Origin of the sequence: Cryobacterium sp. Hz7, from assembly GCF_004402815.1 — a bacterium.
In the GTDB taxonomy this organism is placed as follows: domain Bacteria; phylum Actinomycetota; class Actinomycetes; order Actinomycetales; family Microbacteriaceae; genus Cryobacterium; species Cryobacterium sandaracinum.
Genome location: NZ_SOFB01000009.1, coordinates 68,343 through 87,321, shown reverse-complemented (window position 1 = coordinate 87,321; position 18,979 = coordinate 68,343). Strand labels below are relative to the sequence as shown.

The 18,979-nt window shown below is 66.9% G+C and carries 20 protein-coding genes; 10 read left to right on the top strand and 10 right to left on the bottom strand.

Annotated features, from left to right (window positions below):
* Nucleotides 1-72 precede the first annotated feature (72 nt).
* The gene (locus E3N86_RS01670; protein ID WP_134373887.1) at nucleotides 73-555 is read right to left on the bottom strand and encodes a CarD family transcriptional regulator; all 483 of its coding nucleotides are present in this window, start codon (nucleotides 553-555) and stop codon (nucleotides 73-75) included.
* Between the two features lie 165 nt (nucleotides 556-720).
* Between E3N86_RS01670 and E3N86_RS01665 the strand changes: the two genes are divergently transcribed.
* A complete protein-coding gene (locus E3N86_RS01665; RefSeq protein WP_134511202.1) occupies nucleotides 721-1,197 on the top strand; it encodes a hypothetical protein in 477 nt (158 codons plus the stop codon).
* Nucleotides 1,198-1,267: 70 nt separating this feature from the next.
* On the opposite strand, the gene E3N86_RS01660 is transcribed toward E3N86_RS01665, so the two are convergent.
* Nucleotides 1,268-1,948: a response regulator transcription factor gene (locus E3N86_RS01660; protein WP_104100146.1), complete on the bottom strand. Its 681-nt coding sequence runs from the start codon at nucleotides 1,946-1,948 to the stop codon at nucleotides 1,268-1,270.
* On the bottom strand, nucleotides 1,945-3,099 hold the full coding sequence (locus tag E3N86_RS01655; RefSeq protein WP_104100147.1) for a cell wall metabolism sensor histidine kinase WalK: 1,155 nt from the start codon (nucleotides 3,097-3,099) through the stop codon (nucleotides 1,945-1,947). The genes E3N86_RS01660 and E3N86_RS01655 overlap by 4 nt, the downstream gene beginning before the upstream one ends.
* A 180-nt stretch (nucleotides 3,100-3,279) precedes the next feature.
* On the opposite strand from E3N86_RS01655, the gene phoU reads away from it, so the two are divergent.
* Entirely contained in the window at nucleotides 3,280-3,936 is a 657-nt protein-coding gene (gene phoU / locus E3N86_RS01650) for a phosphate signaling complex protein PhoU (protein ID WP_104100148.1), read from the top strand.
* Between the two features lie 86 nt (nucleotides 3,937-4,022).
* Here the strand turns inward: phoU and E3N86_RS01645 are convergent, their stop codons facing one another.
* The 4 genes from E3N86_RS01645 to E3N86_RS01630 all read right to left on the bottom strand — a co-directional run bounded on the left by E3N86_RS01645 (nucleotide 4,023) and on the right by E3N86_RS01630 (nucleotide 7,206).
* Nucleotides 4,023-4,775: a phosphoglyceromutase gene (locus tag E3N86_RS01645; RefSeq protein WP_134342230.1), complete on the bottom strand. Its 753-nt coding sequence runs from the start codon at nucleotides 4,773-4,775 to the stop codon at nucleotides 4,023-4,025.
* A gap of 80 nt (nucleotides 4,776-4,855) precedes the next feature.
* Nucleotides 4,856-6,055 (bottom strand): folate-binding protein YgfZ, encoded by a 1,200-nt coding sequence (locus E3N86_RS01640; protein WP_134373885.1) that lies wholly within the window; start codon nucleotides 6,053-6,055, stop codon nucleotides 4,856-4,858.
* Between the two features lie 66 nt (nucleotides 6,056-6,121).
* Entirely contained in the window at nucleotides 6,122-6,736 is a 615-nt protein-coding gene (locus E3N86_RS01635; RefSeq protein ID WP_104100151.1) for an FABP family protein, read from the bottom strand.
* 206 nt (nucleotides 6,737-6,942) lie between these two features.
* A complete protein-coding gene (locus E3N86_RS01630; protein ID WP_104100152.1) occupies nucleotides 6,943-7,206 on the bottom strand; it encodes a hypothetical protein in 264 nt (87 codons plus the stop codon).
* Between the two features lie 74 nt (nucleotides 7,207-7,280).
* On the opposite strand from E3N86_RS01630, the gene E3N86_RS01625 reads away from it, so the two are divergent.
* The 8 genes from E3N86_RS01625 to pstB all read left to right on the top strand — a co-directional run bounded on the left by E3N86_RS01625 (nucleotide 7,281) and on the right by pstB (nucleotide 16,315).
* Nucleotides 7,281-7,973, top strand: a complete 693-nt coding sequence (locus E3N86_RS01625; RefSeq protein ID WP_134511218.1) for a response regulator transcription factor — start codon at nucleotides 7,281-7,283, stop codon at nucleotides 7,971-7,973.
* Nucleotides 7,948-8,868, top strand: coding sequence for a mycothiol synthase (gene mshD, locus E3N86_RS01620; protein ID WP_241985910.1), 921 nt, complete (start codon nucleotides 7,948-7,950; stop codon nucleotides 8,866-8,868). The genes E3N86_RS01625 and mshD overlap by 26 nt, the downstream gene beginning before the upstream one ends.
* Before the next feature lie 56 nt (nucleotides 8,869-8,924).
* On the top strand, nucleotides 8,925-11,099 hold the full coding sequence (locus E3N86_RS01615; RefSeq protein WP_104100155.1) for an RNA degradosome polyphosphate kinase: 2,175 nt from the start codon (nucleotides 8,925-8,927) through the stop codon (nucleotides 11,097-11,099).
* Nucleotides 11,096-12,034 (top strand): NUDIX hydrolase, encoded by a 939-nt coding sequence (locus E3N86_RS01610; protein WP_134511200.1) that lies wholly within the window; start codon nucleotides 11,096-11,098, stop codon nucleotides 12,032-12,034. The genes E3N86_RS01615 and E3N86_RS01610 overlap by 4 nt, the downstream gene beginning before the upstream one ends.
* Before the next feature lie 176 nt (nucleotides 12,035-12,210).
* Nucleotides 12,211-13,299 (top strand): phosphate ABC transporter substrate-binding protein PstS, encoded by a 1,089-nt coding sequence (gene pstS / locus E3N86_RS01605; protein ID WP_370295271.1) that lies wholly within the window; start codon nucleotides 12,211-12,213, stop codon nucleotides 13,297-13,299.
* 144 nt (nucleotides 13,300-13,443) lie between these two features.
* On the top strand, nucleotides 13,444-14,388 hold the full coding sequence (gene pstC, locus E3N86_RS01600; RefSeq protein ID WP_104100157.1) for a phosphate ABC transporter permease subunit PstC: 945 nt from the start codon (nucleotides 13,444-13,446) through the stop codon (nucleotides 14,386-14,388).
* Complete coding sequence (gene pstA / locus E3N86_RS01595) at nucleotides 14,388-15,494, top strand: phosphate ABC transporter permease PstA (protein WP_134511198.1); 1,107 nt, start codon at nucleotides 14,388-14,390, stop codon at nucleotides 15,492-15,494. Before pstC ends, pstA begins: the two co-directional genes overlap by 1 nt.
* A 41-nt stretch (nucleotides 15,495-15,535) precedes the next feature.
* Nucleotides 15,536-16,315 (top strand): phosphate ABC transporter ATP-binding protein PstB, encoded by a 780-nt coding sequence (gene pstB / locus E3N86_RS01590; protein ID WP_104100159.1) that lies wholly within the window; start codon nucleotides 15,536-15,538, stop codon nucleotides 16,313-16,315.
* Between the two features lie 177 nt (nucleotides 16,316-16,492).
* Here pstB and E3N86_RS01585 read toward each other — a convergent pair whose 3' ends face one another.
* The 3 genes from E3N86_RS01585 to sigK all read right to left on the bottom strand — a co-directional run bounded on the left by E3N86_RS01585 (nucleotide 16,493) and on the right by sigK (nucleotide 18,906).
* Nucleotides 16,493-17,395, bottom strand: coding sequence for an aminodeoxychorismate lyase (locus E3N86_RS01585; protein ID WP_134511197.1), 903 nt, complete (start codon nucleotides 17,393-17,395; stop codon nucleotides 16,493-16,495).
* Between the two features lie 69 nt (nucleotides 17,396-17,464).
* On the bottom strand, nucleotides 17,465-18,313 hold the full coding sequence (locus tag E3N86_RS01580; protein ID WP_134511196.1) for an anti-sigma factor domain-containing protein: 849 nt from the start codon (nucleotides 18,311-18,313) through the stop codon (nucleotides 17,465-17,467).
* A complete protein-coding gene (sigK, locus tag E3N86_RS01575; protein ID WP_198411460.1) occupies nucleotides 18,310-18,906 on the bottom strand; it encodes an ECF RNA polymerase sigma factor SigK in 597 nt (198 codons plus the stop codon). Before sigK ends, E3N86_RS01580 begins: the two co-directional genes overlap by 4 nt.
* Between the last annotated feature and the right edge of the window lie 73 nt (nucleotides 18,907-18,979).

The following is an 18,979-nucleotide window of genomic DNA, read 5'->3' as shown; positions in this document are numbered from 1 at the left end:
CGCGGCGCCGCCCTCCATCGAAAGCAAGTCTGGTTACGTGGGTTCTGATTCTGCCGGTTCCGGCTATGCCGGTTAGGACGCCAGGACCTCGTCGAGGACCGTGGAGGCCTTCTCTTCGTCGGTCTTCTCCGCCAGGGCCAGCTCTGAAATAAGAATCTGACGGGCCTTGGCCAGCATCCGCTTCTCGCCGGCGGACAGGCCCCGGTCCTGGTCGCGGCGCCACAGGTCACGAACGACCTCCGACACCTTGATGACGTCGCCGGATGCGAGCTTTTCCAGGTTGGCCTTGTACCGGCGGGACCAGTTGGTGGGCTCTTCGGTGAAGGGAGCGCGCAGCACCTCGAACACCTTGTCGAGACCCTCTTGGCCGATCACGTCGCGAACGCCGACCAGGTCGACGTTCTCGGCGGGAACCTCAATGGTCAGATCGCCCTGGGTGACATTCAGCTTCAGGTACAGTTTCTCTTCACCCTTGACCTTGCGCGTCTTCACCTCGGTGATCGTCGCAGCACCATGGTGGGGATAAACGACAGTTTCGCCAACCTCAAACAGCATATGTGTATCCCTTCAGCAACGTCGAGGATACCACAGCCGCCAGTGGTAAGGTGCGCCGCGCCCGGGCGCGCGCGGCTCAGCCCGACGGGAGCCGGTAGGCTGAAGGGGAAAGCTAAATTTGCAGCGTTTGGCCGTCAGGCGGAACGGTAAACTGTTGGAGGCGTTGTGAAAGCTCGTATCATCGTGTCCGTCGTTGTGGCGACCGGCATCCTTCTGGGGACCAGCGGTTGCAATCTCCTGGCACCGCAGTCGACGACCGCGAAATACGACGCGAGCGACGGAGTCAGCGGCAATGTCGGCGACCTCGCCATCCGCAACGCCATGCTTCTGTCGGACGACGGCAACATCGCCAACCTCGTGGTCACCGTCGTCAACTTGGGCGATTCGGCACACAACCTGAACGTGCAATACGACGACGGCACCGAGAAGTTCACCCAGGAGGTGAACGTGGACGCGAACTCCAGCGTCACGTTCGGCACACCGGATGCCCCGACCGTCACCGTCGCGGCCGACGTCGCGCCGGGATCGCTGTTCCCCGTCTTCTTCCAGTACGGCAACGAGACCGGCGTCGAAGTTCTCGTCCCGGTGCTCGACGGCTCGCTCGAGGAGTACTCGACGCTGCTGCCGACCTCCGCCCCGTAGGGCGAGGCCGACCGGCCGCTCCGGATCGCGGCACGCATTCCCGCGCGGGCGCCCTCCGTCGCCCCCGGCCTCAGGCGTCGAAGCGGTAGCCCAGGCCGCGCACGGTGACCAGCATGGTCGGATCCGAGGGGGCGGCTTCGATCCGCGACCGGATCCGCTTGATGTGCACGTCCAGGGTCTTGGTATCCCCGAAGTAGTCGCTGCCCCAGACCCGGTCGATCAGCTGACCTCGAGTGAGCACCCGGCCGGCATTGCGGAGCAGGAACTCCAGCAGCTCGAATTCTTTCAGCGGCAGGTTCACGATCTCGCCGGACACTGTCACGGTGTGCCGCTCGGTGTCCATCCGCACTGTGCCCGCCGACAGCAGGCTCAGGTCCTCCCCGACCTCGTCGGTGCGGCGCCGGGAAACGGCACGGATGCGGGCGAGCAGTTCCCGGGTCGAATACGGCTTGGTGACGTAGTCGTCGGCGCCGAGCTCGAGCCCGACCACGATGTCCACCTCGGAGTCCTTGGCGGTCAGCATGATGATCGGCACTGACGACCGCGTGCGGATCTCCCGACACACCTCCGTGCCTGGGATGCCGGGGAGCATGAGGTCGAGCAGAATCAGGTCTGCACCGGTGCGGTCGAACTCGCTGATGGCGCTCGGACCGTCTTCGGCGACGGTGACCTCGTACCCCTCCCGCTCGAGCAGGAAGCTCAGCGGTTCACTGAGCGCGCTCTCGTCTTCGACTAGAAGGATGTGGGTCATGGGGTGTCTCCTATCGCCGCCGAAGCGGGGTGCGGCGCCTCCGGGAGGCGGATGGTGAAGGTCGAACCGCTGCCCGGCTGCGACCAGACGCGGATGTCGCCGCCGTGGATCTGAACGATGTGCTTGACGATCGCGAGGCCGAGCCCCGTACCGCCGGTGTGCCGCGAGCGGGCCTGGTCGACCCGGAAGAAGCGTTCGAAGATCCGATCAAGATCGGCTTCCTCGATGCCCACGCCCTGGTCGGTGACGCTGATCTCGACGACTCCGGCGTTCTTGCGCACCCCGACCCCGACGCGGGAACCCTCTGCTGAGTAGTTCACTGCATTGGCCACGAGATTGTGCACGGCCATCACAAGGAGCCGCTCGTCGCCGCTCACCTCAGCCCCCGATTTCTTGCCGAGGGCGATCGTGATCCGGTCCGCCTCCGCGGTTACCCGGCTCTGGTCCACCGCCGTGGCCACGATGACGTCGACGTTGACGATCTCGGGCTCGGTCAGGGAATCCTGCGCCTGTAGGCGGGACAATTCGATGATCTCCTGGGTCAGGCGGCTGAGGCGACCGGACTCAGTGGTGAGGCGGTTCGCGAAGCGGCGCACCTGCACCGGCTCGTCCGCCGCCTGGGTGAGCGCCTCGGCCAGCAGCCCCACGGCGGCGATGGGCGTCTTCAACTCATGGCTGATGTTGGCGACGAAGTCTCGGCGCACCTCGTCGAGCCGGAAGGCCTCGGTGCGGTCCTCCGCCAGCACCAGAACGTACCGTGTTCCCAGCCGGGCCAACCGCACCCGCACCCGCATGCTGGCATCACCGAAGGGCCCGCGGGAGAGGACCAGATGGTCCGAGATCGGCTCGCCGGAACGGCGCACCTGGCTGATCAGGTTCAGGAGCTCGGAGTGCACCAGCTGCCGGTTCCAGACCAGTCCCATCGACACCGCGGCCTGGGATGCCTTGATCACGTTGTTGGACGGGTCGACGACGGCACCGGCCGTCTCCAGTGCGTCGAGCACCTGGTCGATTCCGTCGGGGACGGCCGGGTTGACGACCTCGGCGGCGCGCCGACCGTGACGCTCGGCCACGTGCAGCAGCGTCATGAAACCGGCCCCGACAGTCAGGCCGAGGGCCAGCGCCAGAAGCACAAGCCCTGTCGATTCCATTCATCCAGAATACTGACGTTTATTCCGGGTGGGTGACAGGGCCGTCCCGGCGCGCAGGCTACTTTAGGTAGAGTTCAAGACCACGGCACCTGCCGTTAACCTCCCTCCCCCATGATTCGGTGGGGCCAGGTGGGTCTCACGCGTCTGCGTGTTACGCGCGCCCAGGAAGGACCACACACCATGCGTGAAGTATTCCAGCAGGAACTCGCCGAAGTGCAGGATCGCCTTGTCGAGATCTCCCGACTCGTGGCGATCTCCATCGACAAGGCGACGCGCGCCTTCAACGAGTCCGATGTCGGTCTGGCGGAAGAAGCGATTTCCGAAGACGAGAAGATCGACGAGCTGACCATCGAACTCGATGAGCTGGCCATCACGATCCTGGCCCGCCAGCAGCCGGTCGCACGCGACCTGCGCATCGTCGTCAGCGCCCTGCGCATCAGCGCGTCACTCGAACGGATGGGCGATCTGTCCACGCACATCGCCCAGCTGGCCCGTTACCGGTTCCCCGACAAGGTCGTGCCGAAAAGCCTGCGCGCCACCTTCGCCGAGATGGGCACGCTCGTCACGGCAATCGCGCACATGCTCACCGCGCTTCTGACCAATGAGGACATGAAGCTGGCCGAAACCATCCGCAACGAAGACGACAAGGTCGACGCGCTGCACCTCAGCGTGTTCGACGCCGTGCTCGGGGCGACCTGGAAGGGCCAGGCGGCCGACACGGTCGACTCCACCCTCGCCAGCCGCTACCATGAGCGCTTCGCCGACCACGCGGTCTCGATCGCGAAGAAGGTGCAGTACCTCGGCACCGGCGCCTGGCAGCAGAACACGAACGCCTAGAGTCCAGGCGCTCCGGCGTCACCAGGAACGAGAAAGCCCCGGAAGCAGTCGCTTCCGGGGCTTTCTCGTTCCTGGTGGGTTGGACGCTACTTCTTGTTTCCCTGGGCCGCGACGGCGGCAGCACCGGCGGCGGCAGCCTCGGGGTCAAGGTAGCGGCCGGGGCCGAGCGGCATCATGTCCGCGCCGAGGCGGTAGACCAGCGGGATGCCGGTGGGGATGTTCAGCTCGGCGATGTCCGCGTCGCTGATGCCATCGAGGTGCTTGACCAGCGCGCGCAGCGAGTTGCCATGGGCGGTGACGAGAACCGTCTTGCCCGCACGCAGGTCGGGGGTGATGTCGGATTCCCAGTAGGGCAGCATCCGGTCGACGACGTCGCTGAGGCACTCGGTGCGGGGCAGGTCGTCGCCGAGCGCCGCGTAACGCGGGTCGTGCGCCTGAGACCAGCGGGAATCGTCGGCCAGCACGGGCGGCGGAACGTCGAAGGAGCGGCGCCACAGCTGGAATTGCTCGGGCCCGAACTTTGCGAGGGTCTCCGCCTTGTCGAGGCCCTGCAGGGCGCCGTAGTGGCGCTCGTTGAGCCGCCAGGAGCGCTTGACGTCGATCCACAGCCGGTCAACTTCTTCCAGAGCGATATTCGCGGTCTGGATGGCGCGGGTAAGTAATGAGGTGTGCAGGATGTCGGGCAGCAGGCCCGACTCGGCGAGAAGCTCGCCGGCGCGCTTGGCTTCGCCCGCGCCCTGCTCGCTCAGCCTGACATCCACCCAGCCGGTGAAAAGGTTTTCCTGGTTCCATAGGCTTTGGCCGTGACGGAGAAGGATGAGATTGTATGCATCTGACATGAGTCCAACTCTACCGACGTGGCGAGCGCGCCGGGGCTGGGTCGGCGGCCCGGGTCAGTGGCCGGGGTCAGTGACCGGCGTCAGTGGCCGGGCGTGCGGATGCCGAGCCGGGGCAGGCGCGGGATATCGGCCACCGAGCCCGCCGACTGAGGCACGATGACCTCCTGCGCGGCCGCGACGAGGATGTCCTGGGAGGCTACGTAAAGGGTGACCGTGGCGGGAACGGTGCGCTTCACCGTGGCGAGCGCGATCGGGCCCAGCTCGTAATGGATGGCGCTGGAGGTGATCCGGCCGATCCCGCGGTGCTCGGTGGTTCCGTCGGCCAGCTGCTTCACGGCCTGCACTTCGTCCCCGTGCACGGGGAGCACCGCGTCGGAGCCGTCCAGGTGCAGCAGCACCAGGCGGCGGGGCGGATGCCCGAGGTTGTGTACCTTGGCCACGGTCTCCTGGCCGCGGTAGCAGCCCTTGTTCAGGTGCACGGCGCTGCGCAGCCAGTCGAGTTCGTGCGGCAGGCTCTTCTCGTCGACCTCCGTGGCCCGGCGCGGGCGCCACGCCGCGATCCGGAGGGCCTCGACGGCGAGAAGGCCGGCCGCGGCGACCCCTCCGTTCCGCACGGCGTCGCGCAGAGCCGGCAGGGACGCGCGGGGGACGAGGGTCTCGGTCCAGTGCCACGCGGCGGCCGGGTGCGCCGGTCCAGGCGCGTACTGGTATCCGCCCGCGGAGACCTGGGTCCAGGGGTCGTGCCACACCAGAGGCACTCCGCTCGGCGCGGCCGGTGTGAGCGGCAACACCGACGGGTCACCCATCGACCCGATCACGGCGTAGGCGAGAGTGTGGTCGACGACCTGCACCCGCAGTGTGAAGCGCATCGTGTCGAGCCACGCGTGCAACCCGGGCAGTTGGGCTGCCTCGACCAGCAGCCAGGTCTCCACCCCGTCGTCGATGACCGCCATGGCGTATTCGACGTGGCCGTTCGGGTCGAGCAGGAGCGTCTCGGTGGACTCCCCCGGCGCCAGGCGGCGCAGCTCCTGGCTGGAGATGGAGTTGAGCCAGGTCAACCGGTCCGGTCCGGCGACGCTCAGCACGCCGTGGTGGGACAGGTCGACGACGGCTCCGCCGGCGAGGAGCCGGCGCTGCTCCGTGAGAGGTCCGCCGTAGTGCGCGGCCACGCCGGCGTCGATGCCCTCGGCCTGCACCGCGCCGTCGAGTTCGAGCAGCGGGGATCTGAGCGGCGAGGACGGGAGAAAGGACGGGAGAGGGGACACGGGTGCATCGGTCATGGGAACTCTTTCCAACGGACGGTTCGGCGCCGGGGCGCCGGGATGTGACGCGCAGGGATGCCCGGTTTATTCGACGCGCTTGAGGCGGCCGGACGCGTGGGTGCGCAGGCTCTGACCTAAGGCGGCCATGTCCCAGGCCCAGAGCAGATGGCCGTCGACCAGACCATAGAGCCTCGTCGCCGCCGAGTAGGGTTTGGCACCCTGGGTGCGCATCACGGCATCCGTCGCCAGGTCGATGCGCGGACCCTTGACCTGGCCGAGGTAGATTTCCGCGACTCCGCCGGGGTGCACGATGGTCACGTCGATATCGAAGCCGTTGTCGGCGTTGCGGAGGGTTTCGACCGCCGCAGCGGTGACGAACGGATGCTCACCCACGGCCGGCAGCAGACCCGGACCGGGATCGCCGAGCCCTTGGGCACGGCTTAGCCGCCAGTACCCGGTTTCCGTCATCAGCGGCGTCGACTCACCGCCGTCGGAGTCGGGCGTCGGCTCGAGCCAGGTGTAGGAGCTGTAATTCAGGTGCGGCAGGCCGTCGTGGCTGAAGCTCAACCGGTGACCGAACTCCCGGCTGACGGACTCTTCGCCGATCTGATAGTCGATGATTCCCGAACCTTCCCACACCCCGAGGAGCCACGACAGCGGCACCAGTTCGGAGGGGAGCTGAGGGGGCAGCTCAAACATCGAGGGCTACCGCTGCCCCCGGTACAGCTTGAACAGAACCAAGCCGGACACCCAGGCGATCGACAGGCTCGCCAGCGCGAGCAGCCCCAGGAAGAAGATTTCGATAGCGAGGATAGACATACGTCTTACTCTAGCCCGCTCGCGCGCGATAACCCCTCGGCACGCCTCAGCAGAACCACACGAGCACGGGCTGACTCAGATCAGAGTCAGAGGAGCCCGGCGAGAGCGAAGATTCCGGTGGCGGCGGCGAGCACGGCCACGGCACCGACCAGGCTGGTCGTCACCCGGTCCACGTAACCTTCCTTGCGTCCGGTCGCGAGCTGTACGCTCAGGGTTCCGATCGTGCAGCCGGCGAAGGAGAGGCTCATCCAGATCAGATGCTGGCCGGGCAGGGACAGCCATCCGGCCAGCACGGCGCACGCGAACGCGAACAACCACACCACGACGACGCTCTTCCACTGCCAGCTCACCCTCTCATTCTGCCCTGCCCGGGACCCTTTCCGCGGCACGCTAGGATGGGGCGCACAATCCTTGGAGGGTGAGTGTGGCCCAGTTGTTGATCCTGACCTCGGCGGTCAACAGTGACGTTCTTCCCGCCCTCGCCCTGCTGTCACACGGCACGCGCACCATCCCTGCCCAGCCGGACCAGCTCGTGACGGCGCCCGACGCCGACCTCATGCTCGTCGATGCCCGCTCCAATCTGATGGCGGCCAAGTCGCTCTGCCAGATTCTGCGCACCACGGGAAACACCGTTCCGCTGCTGCTCGTGATCACGGAGGGCGGCCTGGCCGCGGTGAGCCCGGACTGGGGCGTCGACGACGTCATCCTCGAGACGGCTGGGCCGGCCGAGGTGGATGCGCGCATCCGCCTCGCCGTCGGGCGCGTGCCCCGCACGGAGGAATCCGCCACCATCCGCGCCGCCGGGGTCATCATCGACGAGGCCAGCTATTCCGCCAAGGTGCACGGCCGGCCGCTGGACCTCACCTACAAGGAATTCGAGCTCCTGCGCTTTCTCACCGCGAATCCGTCGCGGGTCTTCACCCGGGAACAGCTACTCAGCGAGGTCTGGGGCTACGACTACTTCGGCGGCACCCGCACGGTGGACGTGCACGTGCGGCGACTGCGGGCCAAGCTCGGCGACCAGGAATCCCTGATCGGCACCGTGCGCAACGTGGGCTACCGCTTCAATGTGCAGGAACAGGACGGCACCCGTGGCATTCATCCGGTTTGCGCCTGATCTGACGGATGCCGCCTTCGCGGCCGAGTTCCACCGGGTCAGCGCCACCGCTACCCAGGGCGACGGCTACGCGCCGTTCAACGAACAGTCCCTTTTCGACGTGGCCGCGGGGCACCGCGCCCCGTTCCTGGTCGTGGAGAAGGACGGGAACGTCGTCGTGGGTGCGGGCATCCTCGGCGCCGGCGAACTCGACCTCGTCGTCGACCCGGCCCGACGCCGGCACGGGTACGGCGCGGCCGCCCTGGCCGAAATCCTGGCCGACGCGCCCGGGGAGCTGACGATCTGGTCGCACGGCGACCACCCCGCTGCCCGTGCGCTCGCCGATCGGTTCGCTTTCACGGCCGAGCGCACCCTGCTGCAGCTGCGGCTGGACCTGTCGAAGGAGACAGCCGGCAGCGCGCCGGCCGAGCCCGGAGCCCCTGCCCGCACCGGCATCCGTGCCGCCGTCCAGATCGACGCGTTCCGGCCCGGGCCGGACGACGCGGAATGGGTGGCGCTGAACGCGCTGGTGTTCGCCGCGCACCCGGAGCAGGGGGCTCTGACCGCGAGCGATCTGGCCGCCCGCTGTGCCGAACCGTGGTTCTCGGCCGGTGATTTCCTGGTGGCCCGCGACGCCGGCACTGACACCGGTCGGATGGTCGGCTACAACTGGTTGAAGATCGAGTCGGGCTCCCCGGTGGGCGAGATCTACGTCGTCGGCGTGCACCCGGATGCCGCCGGTCGCGGCGTCGGCCGCCGCCTCATGTTGGCCGGGCTCGACCGCCTCCGCAAACGCGGGTGCCGTACCGCGGACCTGTATGTGGAGGCCGACAGCGCCGCCGCGGTGGCCCTGTATCGTTCGCTCGGGTTCACCGAGCGAACGATCGATGTGCAGTACCGCCGCAGCCCGCGTTGACCAGTGTTCATCCAAGATCGTCGCATTCGCGCGGTCCGCAGTGTCAAGATGGTTGAATGGACGGCGATAACATTCAGACCGACTCGGGCCTGGGCAGCGACTTTGACGATGATTTCGATCCCCTGATCGGCGTGAACGATCCGGCGCTCCTCACCGAGCGCTACCTCGACCGGGAACTGAGCTGGCTGGCCTTCAACCAGCGGGTGCTCGAGCTCGCGGAGGACCCCGATCTCCCGGCTCTGGAACGGGCGAACTTCCTGGCCATCTTCGCCAGCAACCTCGACGAATTCTTCATGGTGCGGGTCGCCGGCCTGAAGCGCCGCATCCTCACCGGGCTGGCCGTGCCGACCAACATCGGGCGCGCCCCGCAGGACGCCCTCTCCGACATCTCCACCACGGCCCACGTTCTGCAGGCCCGGCACGCCCACGCCTTCCAGGACCTCGTCAGCCCGGCCCTCGCCGAAGCCGGAATCGACATCGTCAACTGGGACACCCTGGACGACGCCGACCGCCGTTCCCTGCGCGACTACTTCTCGAACCAGATCTTCCCGGTGCTGATGCCCCTCGCGGTCGACCCGGTGCATCCATTCCCCTACATCTCCGGGCTCTCGCTGAACCTCGCGGTCCGGGTTCGCAATTCCAAAACCGGCAAGCAGGAGTTCGCCCGGCTCAAGGTGCCCACCATGCTCCCCCGCTTCGTGCGCGTGGACCGACGCGAGAAGGCAGACAGCGTACGCTTCATCACGCTCGAGGACCTGATCGCGAACCATCTCGGAGACCTGTTCCCGGGCATGGACATCCTCGAGCACCACGTCTTCCGGGTCACCCGCAACGAAGACGTCGAGATCGAAGAGGACGAGACCGAGAATCTGATCAAGGCCCTCGAGAAGGAGCTGCTGCGCCGCCGGTTCGGCCCGCCCATCCGTCTCGAGATCACCGAAGACATGGACGAGGTCACCCTCGGCCTGCTCGTGCGCGAGCTGGACGTCACCGATCAGGAGGTGTACCGCCTGCCGGCCCCGCTCGACCTGGGCGGCCTGTTCGACCTGCGGATCGACCGCCCGGACCTGCGCTATGTGAAGCACGTGCCGACGACGGCCGTTCAGCTGCTCGCCCCGGAACCGAACGCGGAACCGGACATCTTCAGCGCCATCTCGCGCCGGGACATCCTGCTGCACCACCCGTACGAGTCGTTCGCGACCAGCGTGCAAGCGTTCCTCGAGCAGGCCGCGGCCGACCCGGACGTGCTCGCCATCAAGCAGACCCTGTACCGTACCTCGGGCGACAGCCCCATCGTCGAGGCGCTGATCGCAGCCGCCGAGTCGGGCAAGCAGGTGCTCGCCCTGGTGGAGATCAAGGCGCGCTTCGACGAACAGGCCAACATCACCTGGGCCCGCAAGCTGGAGAAGGCCGGCGTGCACGTGGTCTACGGCCTCGTGGGCCTGAAGACGCACTGCAAACTCGCGCTTGTGGTGCGGAACGAAGACGGCGTTTTGCGCCACTACAGCCACATCGGCACCGGCAACTACAACCCCAAGACCAGCCGTCTCTACGAAGACCTCGGGCTCCTGACCGCGGACCCGCAGGTGGGCAAGGACCTCACCCGTCTGTTCAACGAACTCTCCGGCTACGCGATCGAGAAGAAGTTCAAGCGCCTGCTGGTGGCGCCGCTGCACCTGCGCCGCGCCCTGCTCAAGAGCATCGCGACGGAAACCGCGGCTGCCCAGGCCGGCAAGCCGTCGGGCATCCGGATCAAGGTGAACTCCATGGTCGACGAGGCCATCATCGACGCACTGTATCGGGCCAGCCAGGCGCGCGTGCCGATCGAGATCTGGGTGCGCGGTATCTGCAGCCTGAAGCCCGGGGTACCCGGGATGAGCGAGACCATCAAGGTGCGCTCGATTCTCGGGCGATATCTGGAGCACTCCCGGATCTTCTCGTTCCACACCAACGGTGACCCGCAGGTCTACATCGGCAGCGCCGACATGATGCACCGCAACCTCGACCGCCGGGTCGAGGCGCTGGTGCGCCTCGTCGACCCTGACCACCTGACCGAAATCGACGCCCTCTTCACCCGGGCCATGGACGACCGAACCTCATCGTGGTGGCTGGACAGCTCGGGCGAATGGACGCGCCACCACCTGGACGGTTCCGGCCATCCGCTCGACGACATGCAGAACAGGCTCATGCAACAAATCTCCCTCCGCAAGCGCCCGGCGGGGCGCCGATGAGCGACCCTGCCATCTACGCTGCGGGCGCCGTCTGCTGGCGCCTGATCGACGGCAAGATCCACGTTCTCCTGATCCATCGCACCGTGTACGGCGACGTGACCATTCCCAAAGGGAAGGTCGACCCAGGCGAGAGCCTGCCGCAGACGGCCGTGCGCGAGATCGGGGAGGAGACCGGCCTGGCCGTGGCCCTCGGCGTGCCACTGGGCATCTCCGCCTACTCGCTGCTCAACGGCCGCGAGAAGATCGTTCACTACTGGGCCGCAGAGATCACGCCCGCGGCCATCCAGCACTCGACCTTCGTGCCCAACGGCGAGGTCGCGGCGATCGAGTGGGTCACCATCAAGAAGGCCCGCACCTACCTCAGTTACACGCCCGACGTGGAGATCATCGACGCGTTCGCCAAGCTCGTCGACACCGGTGTCACCCGCACCTTCGCCCTGATCGCGCTCCGCCACGGCAAGACCGTGCAGCCCGGCAACTGGGACGGCCCCGACTGCAGCCGGCCGCTGACCGAGCGCGGCGTCAAGCAGGCCGCCGCCATTGTGCCCACGATCACCGCCTGGCAGCCCCTGCGGATCGTGTCGAGCACGGCGACCCGCTGCGTGACCACCGTGGCCCCGCTCGCGGCGGCCACCGGCATCCAGATCAAGCGCACCGAACGCTACAGCCAGGACGCGTTCGAGCAGGGCCTGGCGGATGTCCGTTCCGGCATCGGCAAGCGGGTGCGGTCGCGAAAGACTGCTGTGATCTGTAGCCACGGGCCGGTTCTCCCCGAGATCCTGCACGAGATCGCCCTGGCCACCGGCACCACCCACGGTGCGTACATCTCCGACGCGGCGGCCCTCGAAACCGGGTCGTTCTCGGTGGTGCACCTCTCCGCCGACAATCCGAGCGCGGGAATCGTCGCGATCGAAACACACTCGCCTGCCCTCTGACCACGGTATTCGGTGAATGCCCCGCTGCTTCTTTCGGCCTGCCCCGCCGCGTTCACCTTCCGTTAACCTTTTCGCAGGGGTGTCGTTAACCAGGCGGAATATGGTCACGGTGAGGCCAGCACCGGCCTCGAACCTGCAGTCACTTGTTATGAAGTCAACCCTCGAAAGGGATATCTGTGAATTTCATGCGTTTTGGCCGACCCGCGGTCGTCGCCGTCGTCGCCGCACTGGCACTGTCTTCCTGCGCCGCGAACGAGGGCGCTGCACCGGAGTCCGACTCCGCCAGCGCCCTCACCGGCACGATCAACGCCGGTGGCGCGTCCTCCCAGGGCTCAGCCCAGGAAGCCTGGATCTCAGCGTTCCAGACCGCGAACCCGGACGTCACCATCAACTACGACCCGTCCGGTTCCGGCGCAGGTCGGGAGGCGTTCATCGCCGGTGGCTCCGACTTCGCAGGCTCCGACTCCTACCTGAGCGACGACGAGCTCGCCGGCACCTTCGGTTCTTGCGCAGCGGACACCACCGCGGTCGACCTGCCCGTCTACATCTCCCCCATCGCCGTGATCTTCAACGTCGATGGGGTCGACGACCTCAACGTCGACGCCGACACGCTGGCCAAGATCTTCTCCGGCGCCATCACCACCTGGAACGATCCGGCCCTGGTCGCACTGAACGAGGGCGTCTCGCTCCCGTCGACCGCGATCACCGCCGTGCACCGCTCGGATGACTCGGGCACCACGAAGAACTTTGCGGACTACCTCGGCCAGAACGCCCCGGACGTGTGGACCGAGAAGGCTTCCGACACCTTCCCGTTCCAGACCGGTGAGGGTGCGCAGGGCACCTCGGGCGTCGTCGACGCCGTCACCAACGGCGTGGGCACGATCGGCTACGCCGACGCGTCGCGCGCCGGAGACCTCGGGGTCGCCAAGCTCAAGGTCGGCGACGAGTTCGTCGCGTACAGCGCCGAAGCCGCCGCCGCCGTCGTCGACGGTTCTCCTCTCGTCGAGGGCCGCGAAGCCAACGACCTCGCGTTCGACCTCAACCGCATGACCGACAACCCGGCCGAGTACCCGCTGGTCCTGGTCAGCTACGCGATCGTTTGCACCGAGTACGCCGACCCCGCCCAGGCTGAGCTCGTCAAGGCCTACGTCGGCTACATGGCCAGCGCCGAGGGCCAGGCCGAAGCGGTAGCATCCGCCGGCGCGGCATCGATGACGACCGAACTCCAGGACAAGGTCGCAGCGGTTCTCGAGACCATCAAGTAGCTCCTGTTTCGCCGTTCCTCAGCTGCCCGATCCGGGACTCGCATGGCTTGCGAGCACCGGGTCGGGCAGACTGGGGTTCGTGGCCTGTGACCTGAACCTCTCTTTCTTAGCTTTTGCCCCAACCCTCCCAGGGAGATACCCGGCATGACGACCGCAGTAGAGCGACCCTCGCTCAAGGCCAAGGAACGCCCCGGCGACCGCATTTTCGCCACGAGCACGATTGTGGCCGGCAGCCTCATCCTGGCAATTCTCGCCGCCGTAGCGGCCTTTCTGCTTGTGCAGAGCCTGCCGGCCTTTCTCGCCGACCCGGAGGAGTTCAAGGGCGACACCACCAACTTCTGGTCGTATGTCTGGCCGCTCGCGTTCGGCACACTCTGGGCGGCGTTCCTCGCGCTGATCATGGCCGTGCCCGTCGCCATCGGCATCGCGCTCTTCATCTCGCACTATGCCCCCCGCAAGCTCGCGCAGGGCCTGGGCTACCTGATCGACCTTCTCGCCGCCGTGCCCTCCGTCGTCTTCGGGCTGTGGGGCATCGGCGTGCTCGCGCCGCTCGTGCAGCCGTTCTACACGAACCTGGTCGAGTGGTTCGGCTGGATCCCCCTCTTTGCCGGCCCGGTTTCCGGCACCGGGCGCACGACGCTCACGGTCGCCATCGTGCTGGCTGTCATGGTCTTGCCGATCATCACGGCGCTGTCCCGGGAGATCTTCCTGCAGACCCCCGTGCTATACGAGGAGGCATCACTGGCCCTCGGCGCAACCCGCTGGGAAATGATCGCCATGGCCGTGCTGCCCTTCGGCCGTGCCGGGATCATCTCCGCCTCGATGCTCGGCCTCGGCCGGGCCCTGGGTGAAACCATGGCCGTCGCCATGGTGCTCTCACCGAGCCGGGACGTCATCTTCCAGCTCCTGACCTCGCAGAACCCCACCACAATCGCCGCGAACATCGCCCTCAACTTTCCGGAGGCGCACGGCGTCGGCGTCAATATTCTGCTCGCGACGGGTCTCATTCTCTTCGTCATCACGCTCGTGGTGAACATGATCGCCCGCGTCATCATCAACCGCCGCAAGGCATTCTCCGGAGCGAACTGATGAGCCTGACGACCACGACCACGACCTCGAACACGGCCGCGCCCCTGACGAACTCCCTCACCGCGGGCAAGCTTCCTCGGCACACCTCTCTGGCCGTGCTCCTGGCCAGCTGGCTGGTCACAGGCGCGTTCTTCTTCGTGGTGATGCTCTCCGGCGCTGCCGAGGGATTCAACATCGTCGGAACGCTCTTCTTCGGCACCGTCGTCTACTGCGTCGCCATCTACCTGCTCTCGTACTTCGTCGAGGGCGTGCGCAAGGCCAAGGACCGCCTGGTCACCGCCCTCGTGACCGTGGCCTTCGCGGTCGCCCTTCTGCCGCTCTTCTCGCTCGTCATAACCACCCTGGTCAACGGACTGCCGGCGTTTCTCACCCCGAGCTTTTTCACCCAATCCCAGCGCAACGTCGTGGGCGAGGGCGGCGGCGCCTTGCACGCCGTCATCGGCACGCTGCTGATCACCGGTGTGGCCACGCTCATTTCGGTGCCGATCGGCCTCCTGGCAGCGATCTACCTCACCGAGTACGGCCGAGGTCGGCTGGCTCGGGCGATCACGTTCTTCGTCGACGTCATGACCGGCATCCCGTCGATCGTCGCGGGACTCTTCGCGTTCGCCCTGTTCTCTCTTCTGTTCAACGACCCCGGCATCCGCTTCGGATTCGGCGGCGCCATCGCCCTCACAGTGTTGATGATCCCCGTCGTCGTTCGTTCGAGCGAGGAAATGCTCAAGCTTGTTCCCAACGAGCTTCGCGAGGCGGCGTACGCGCTCGGTGTGCCGAAATGGCTGACCATCGTCAAGGTCGTGCTGCCGACATCCCTCGCCGGGATCGTGACCGGGATCATGATCTCGATCTCCCGCGTGATCGGTGAGACGGCGCCGCTGCTGATCATCTCCGGGTTCACGGCCAGCATGAACTACGACCTGTTCAACGAGCGCATGATGACCCTGCCCGTGTTCGTCTACACCCAGTACGCCAACCAGGGCGCAGACACCCAGTCCTACCTCGACCGTGCCTGGGCCGGCGCCCTGACGCTCATCTTGATCGTGATGCTATTGAACCTGGGCGCGCGCGTCATCGCCAAAATCTTCTCCCCCAAGCTCGGCCGCTAGGCTCCACCTCCCGGCCTCGGCCGTCTGATCCAAAGGAATGCATGTCCAAGCGCATTGAAGTCAACGACCTCAACGTCTACTACAGCAAGTTTCTGGCTGTCGAAGACGTGTCGTTGGTGATCGAGCCTCGAACCGTGACGGCCCTGATCGGGCCCAGCGGATGCGGCAAGTCCACGTTCCTGCGCACGCTGAACCGAATGCACGAGGTCATCCCCGGGGCGTACGTCACGGGCGATGTACTCATCGACGGCAACAACCTCTATGGTCAGGGAGTCGACCCGGTGCTCGTGCGCCGCCAGGTGGGCATGGTGTTCCAGCGCCCGAACCCGTTCCCGACCATGTCGATCGGCGACAACGTACTGGCCGGCGTGAAGCTCAACAACCGCCGGATGGCCAAGTCCGACGCCGACGACCTGATCGAGAAGTCGCTGCAGGGCGCGAACCTCTGGAAAGAGGTCAAGGATCGCCTCGACAAGCCCGGCTCGAGCCTCTCCGGAGGCCAACAACAGCGCCTCTGCATCGCACGCGCGATCGCGGTGCACCCCGACGTCATCCTGATGGACGAGCCGTGCTCGGCCCTCGACCCGATCTCGACGCTGGCGATCGAGGACCTGATCGAGGAGATGAAGGCCGACTACACGATTGTGATCGTCACTCACAACATGCAGCAGGCATCCCGGGTCTCCGACCGCACCGGATTCTTCAACATCGCCGGCACCGGCAAGCCCGGCAAGCTGATCGAGTACGACGACACGACCACGATCTTCTCCAACCCGAGCGAGCAGGCCACCGAGGACTACGTCTCCGGCCGCTTCGGCTAAGCCCGGTTCCGTGCCTGGCGCGCGGACAGCAGTGCGCCCTCGCTCCGCGCCCCGAACGAATTCGACGGAGATTCTGCCCTGAACGCGCCGATTACGCGTGAAACGGCACGATTAGAGCAGAATCTCCGTCGAACTGGTTAGCAAGCCGGCTGCGGGGCGACGCGCTGCGGTGGGGCGTCAGACGGTGCGGGCGAGCAGGGCGGCGTTGAGGGTGCGGGTGCGCTCGGAGTCGACGGGCATTGGTCTGCCATCGAGTTCGGTCACGTGCACGGCCAGGCGCAGGCTGGAGAGCAGCCACACGGCATCCGCCGACCGTAGCTCGTCGACGCTCATGTCGCGGTATTCCGTGCGCTCCCCTGCCGCCCGAAGGTGCTCGAACGCGCTCTGTTGGGTGGTGCCGTGCAGGATTGCTCCGCTCGGCAGGGGAGAGACGTAGACATCGCCCCTGCAGAGCATCACGGTCGAGGTGGCACCCTCGAGCACGAAGCCGTCGTGGGTGAGGAAGATCGCGTCGTCGGCGCCGCGGCGGCGGGCCTCCCTGAGGGCGGCCATGTTGACCGCATAGCTGAGCGTCTTCGCGCCCATCAGGAGCCAGGGCGCCTGCTCTGCGACGCCGTGCGGGTAGCCGCGGTCCAGGGTGACCGCCCGGATGCCGTCCTCGCGGACGACGGCGAAGTCGGGCGCGGGGGTCGCGTGAAGCCAGGCCGTGGGTGCCGGGCCGGAGTCGACGCCGCGGCTGTAGACGAGTTTGAGCACAACTTCGCCCTCGTGCGGGACGCGATCGACCACGTGCGCGATCGCGGCCAGCCACTGAGCCGTGTTCGGCTCGGGCAGCTCACAGGTCGCGGCCGAGGTGCCCAGCCGGGCAAGGTGTGGGCCGACCGCCTGAGGGTGGCCGCCGACCACGCCAAGTGTCTCGAAGACGCCGTCGCCCCGCTGGGCGCTCAACTCCCCCACCCGCAACGCCGGGGCATCCGAGTCCACCTCGTGGAACGTGTCGTCGAATTCCGTCTGCGGCGCGTCGGCGGGAACCGGGTCGAGGAGCAGGGTGAAGGGCAGCGTCGTTCGCCGAACAGTCATTTGACGAGCATAGAGGATCGGGTCAGGAGCAGGTCAGGATCAGGTCGGGATCGACTCAGATCAAGCAGCTCAGGAGCTCTGGATGGCGAGGATCGGGTCGCTGGTGGGCTGCTCCGAGCCGCCCTTAGGCTCGACCGTGACGCCGATCGTGTCGCCGGCGGTGAGGCTGCCGTCGAGCACGCGCCAGACGGTGCCGGTGCCGGTGCCGGACGAGTCGAAGATTCCGGCGGGAACCGGGCCGGAGCCGCCGATGTACCAGAGCTGGTAGTCCCGGTCGGACGGCAAGTCCGGCAGGTCGTCGACCAGGAGCGCTGAGAGTCCGCTCTCTTCGGACCAGACCAGGGTGGCTTCCTGACCGTCGGCGGTGGTCGCCGACGCGCGCTGGATGTCAGCGGCCGCCGTGATTTGCACGAGACCGGCCGCCTGGTCCTGTTCGAATTGGTCGGACTCCAGGGACTGGCCGACGAAGGTGCCGCCCGCGAAGAGGGCGACGGCCGCGGCGGCCGCCGCGAGAACGCCGACGGGCCGCTGGAACCAGCGCAGGCGGGCGCGCTCGGAGGCGCTGCCCGCTGCAGTGGCGCCTCGGATCGGAGCGGGATCGACGCGCGGCGCGGGGGTGGCCGGTGCCGTCTGATCGGCCGGCAGGGGCGCGAGCTGCGGCGTGGCGGCAAGTTTGGCCATCAGGGAGGCCCTGAGTCCGGCCGAGGGCTGCACGGGGGTGGCGGCAAGGCCCAGCGCCACCGCGGTGTCACTCAGCTCGGCCGCCTCGATGCGGGCCGGCTCGGACGCCTTGAGGTGCTCCTCATAGACGGCGGCCTCTTCCGCGCCCAGGGCTTGGAGGGCGTAGGCGCCGGCGAGCTCGCCCGGGTTCTGCCCGGCGGCGTTGCGGGTGTCGTCATTCCGGGTGTTGTCGCTCATGACGCCACTCCCAACTCGTCGCGCAGGCGGATCATGCCGTCGCGCAGCCTCGTTTTCACAGTTCCGAGAGGGATCTGCAACCGCTCGGCGACTTCACTCTGGCTGAGGCCGCCGTAGTAGGCGAGGCTGATCGCCTGGCGTTGCAGTTCCGTCAATCTGGACATCGCCTTTTCCACTCGTTCGTGCTCGATTCGTACTCCGACCGTTTCGGACACCTCGTCGTAGGCAACCGCAAGATCACGGATGCCGATTTTGATATCCCGGTCGCGGCTGGCCTGCGACGACCGAATTCGGTCGATCGCGCGGCGGTGCGCCATGGTCAGGATCCAGGTCGCCGCCCCGCCGCGCTGGGCCTCGTACCTCGTCGCCGTCTGCCAGATCTCCAGGAAGATCTCCTGCGTCACTTCCTCCGACTGCGAGGGGTCAACCAGAAGACGTCGAACGAGACCGAGAACACGCGAGGCCATCCGGTCATACAGCTCTCCAAATGCTCCTTCATCTCCCTGCGCCACCCGGCCCAGCAATTCCTCATGGGAGACAGGAACAGTCCCCTCCCGGTTGACGTTGAATTCAGCACTCATGAGAACAAGCATCTCAGGTCTTGTCCACGTCCATGGTTCGGCGCGGAGACCGAATCGGATTGGTGTGTCACGCCAGGCAGAGGAG

Bases quoted from the DNA above. Each gene is read 5' to 3' on its own strand.
- E3N86_RS01670 (WP_134373887.1), bottom strand. From the start codon at position 555: ATGCTGTTTGAGGTTGGCGAAACTGTCGTTTATCCCCACCATGGTGCT.
- E3N86_RS01660 (WP_104100146.1), bottom strand. From the start codon at position 1,948: ATGACCCACATCCTTCTAGTCGAAGACGAGAGCGCGCTCAGTGAACCG.
- E3N86_RS01655 (WP_104100147.1), bottom strand. From the start codon at position 3,099: ATGGAATCGACAGGGCTTGTGCTTCTGGCGCTGGCCCTCGGCCTGACT.
- phoU (WP_104100148.1), top strand. From the start codon at position 3,280: ATGCGTGAAGTATTCCAGCAGGAACTCGCCGAAGTGCAGGATCGCCTT.
- E3N86_RS01645 (WP_134342230.1), bottom strand. From the start codon at position 4,775: ATGTCAGATGCATACAATCTCATCCTTCTCCGTCACGGCCAAAGCCTA.
- E3N86_RS01640 (WP_134373885.1), bottom strand. From the start codon at position 6,055: ATGACCGATGCACCCGTGTCCCCTCTCCCGTCCTTTCTCCCGTCCTCG.
- E3N86_RS01635 (WP_104100151.1), bottom strand. From the start codon at position 6,736: ATGTTTGAGCTGCCCCCTCAGCTCCCCTCCGAACTGGTGCCGCTGTCG.
- E3N86_RS01615 (WP_104100155.1), top strand. From the start codon at position 8,925: ATGGACGGCGATAACATTCAGACCGACTCGGGCCTGGGCAGCGACTTT.
- E3N86_RS01610 (WP_134511200.1), top strand. From the start codon at position 11,096: ATGAGCGACCCTGCCATCTACGCTGCGGGCGCCGTCTGCTGGCGCCTG.
- pstC (WP_104100157.1), top strand. From the start codon at position 13,444: ATGACGACCGCAGTAGAGCGACCCTCGCTCAAGGCCAAGGAACGCCCC.
- pstA (WP_134511198.1), top strand. From the start codon at position 14,388: ATGAGCCTGACGACCACGACCACGACCTCGAACACGGCCGCGCCCCTG.
- pstB (WP_104100159.1), top strand. From the start codon at position 15,536: ATGTCCAAGCGCATTGAAGTCAACGACCTCAACGTCTACTACAGCAAG.
- E3N86_RS01585 (WP_134511197.1), bottom strand. From the start codon at position 17,395: ATGACTGTTCGGCGAACGACGCTGCCCTTCACCCTGCTCCTCGACCCG.
- E3N86_RS01580 (WP_134511196.1), bottom strand. From the start codon at position 18,313: ATGAGCGACAACACCCGGAATGACGACACCCGCAACGCCGCCGGGCAG.
- sigK (WP_198411460.1), bottom strand. From the start codon at position 18,906: ATGCTTGTTCTCATGAGTGCTGAATTCAACGTCAACCGGGAGGGGACT.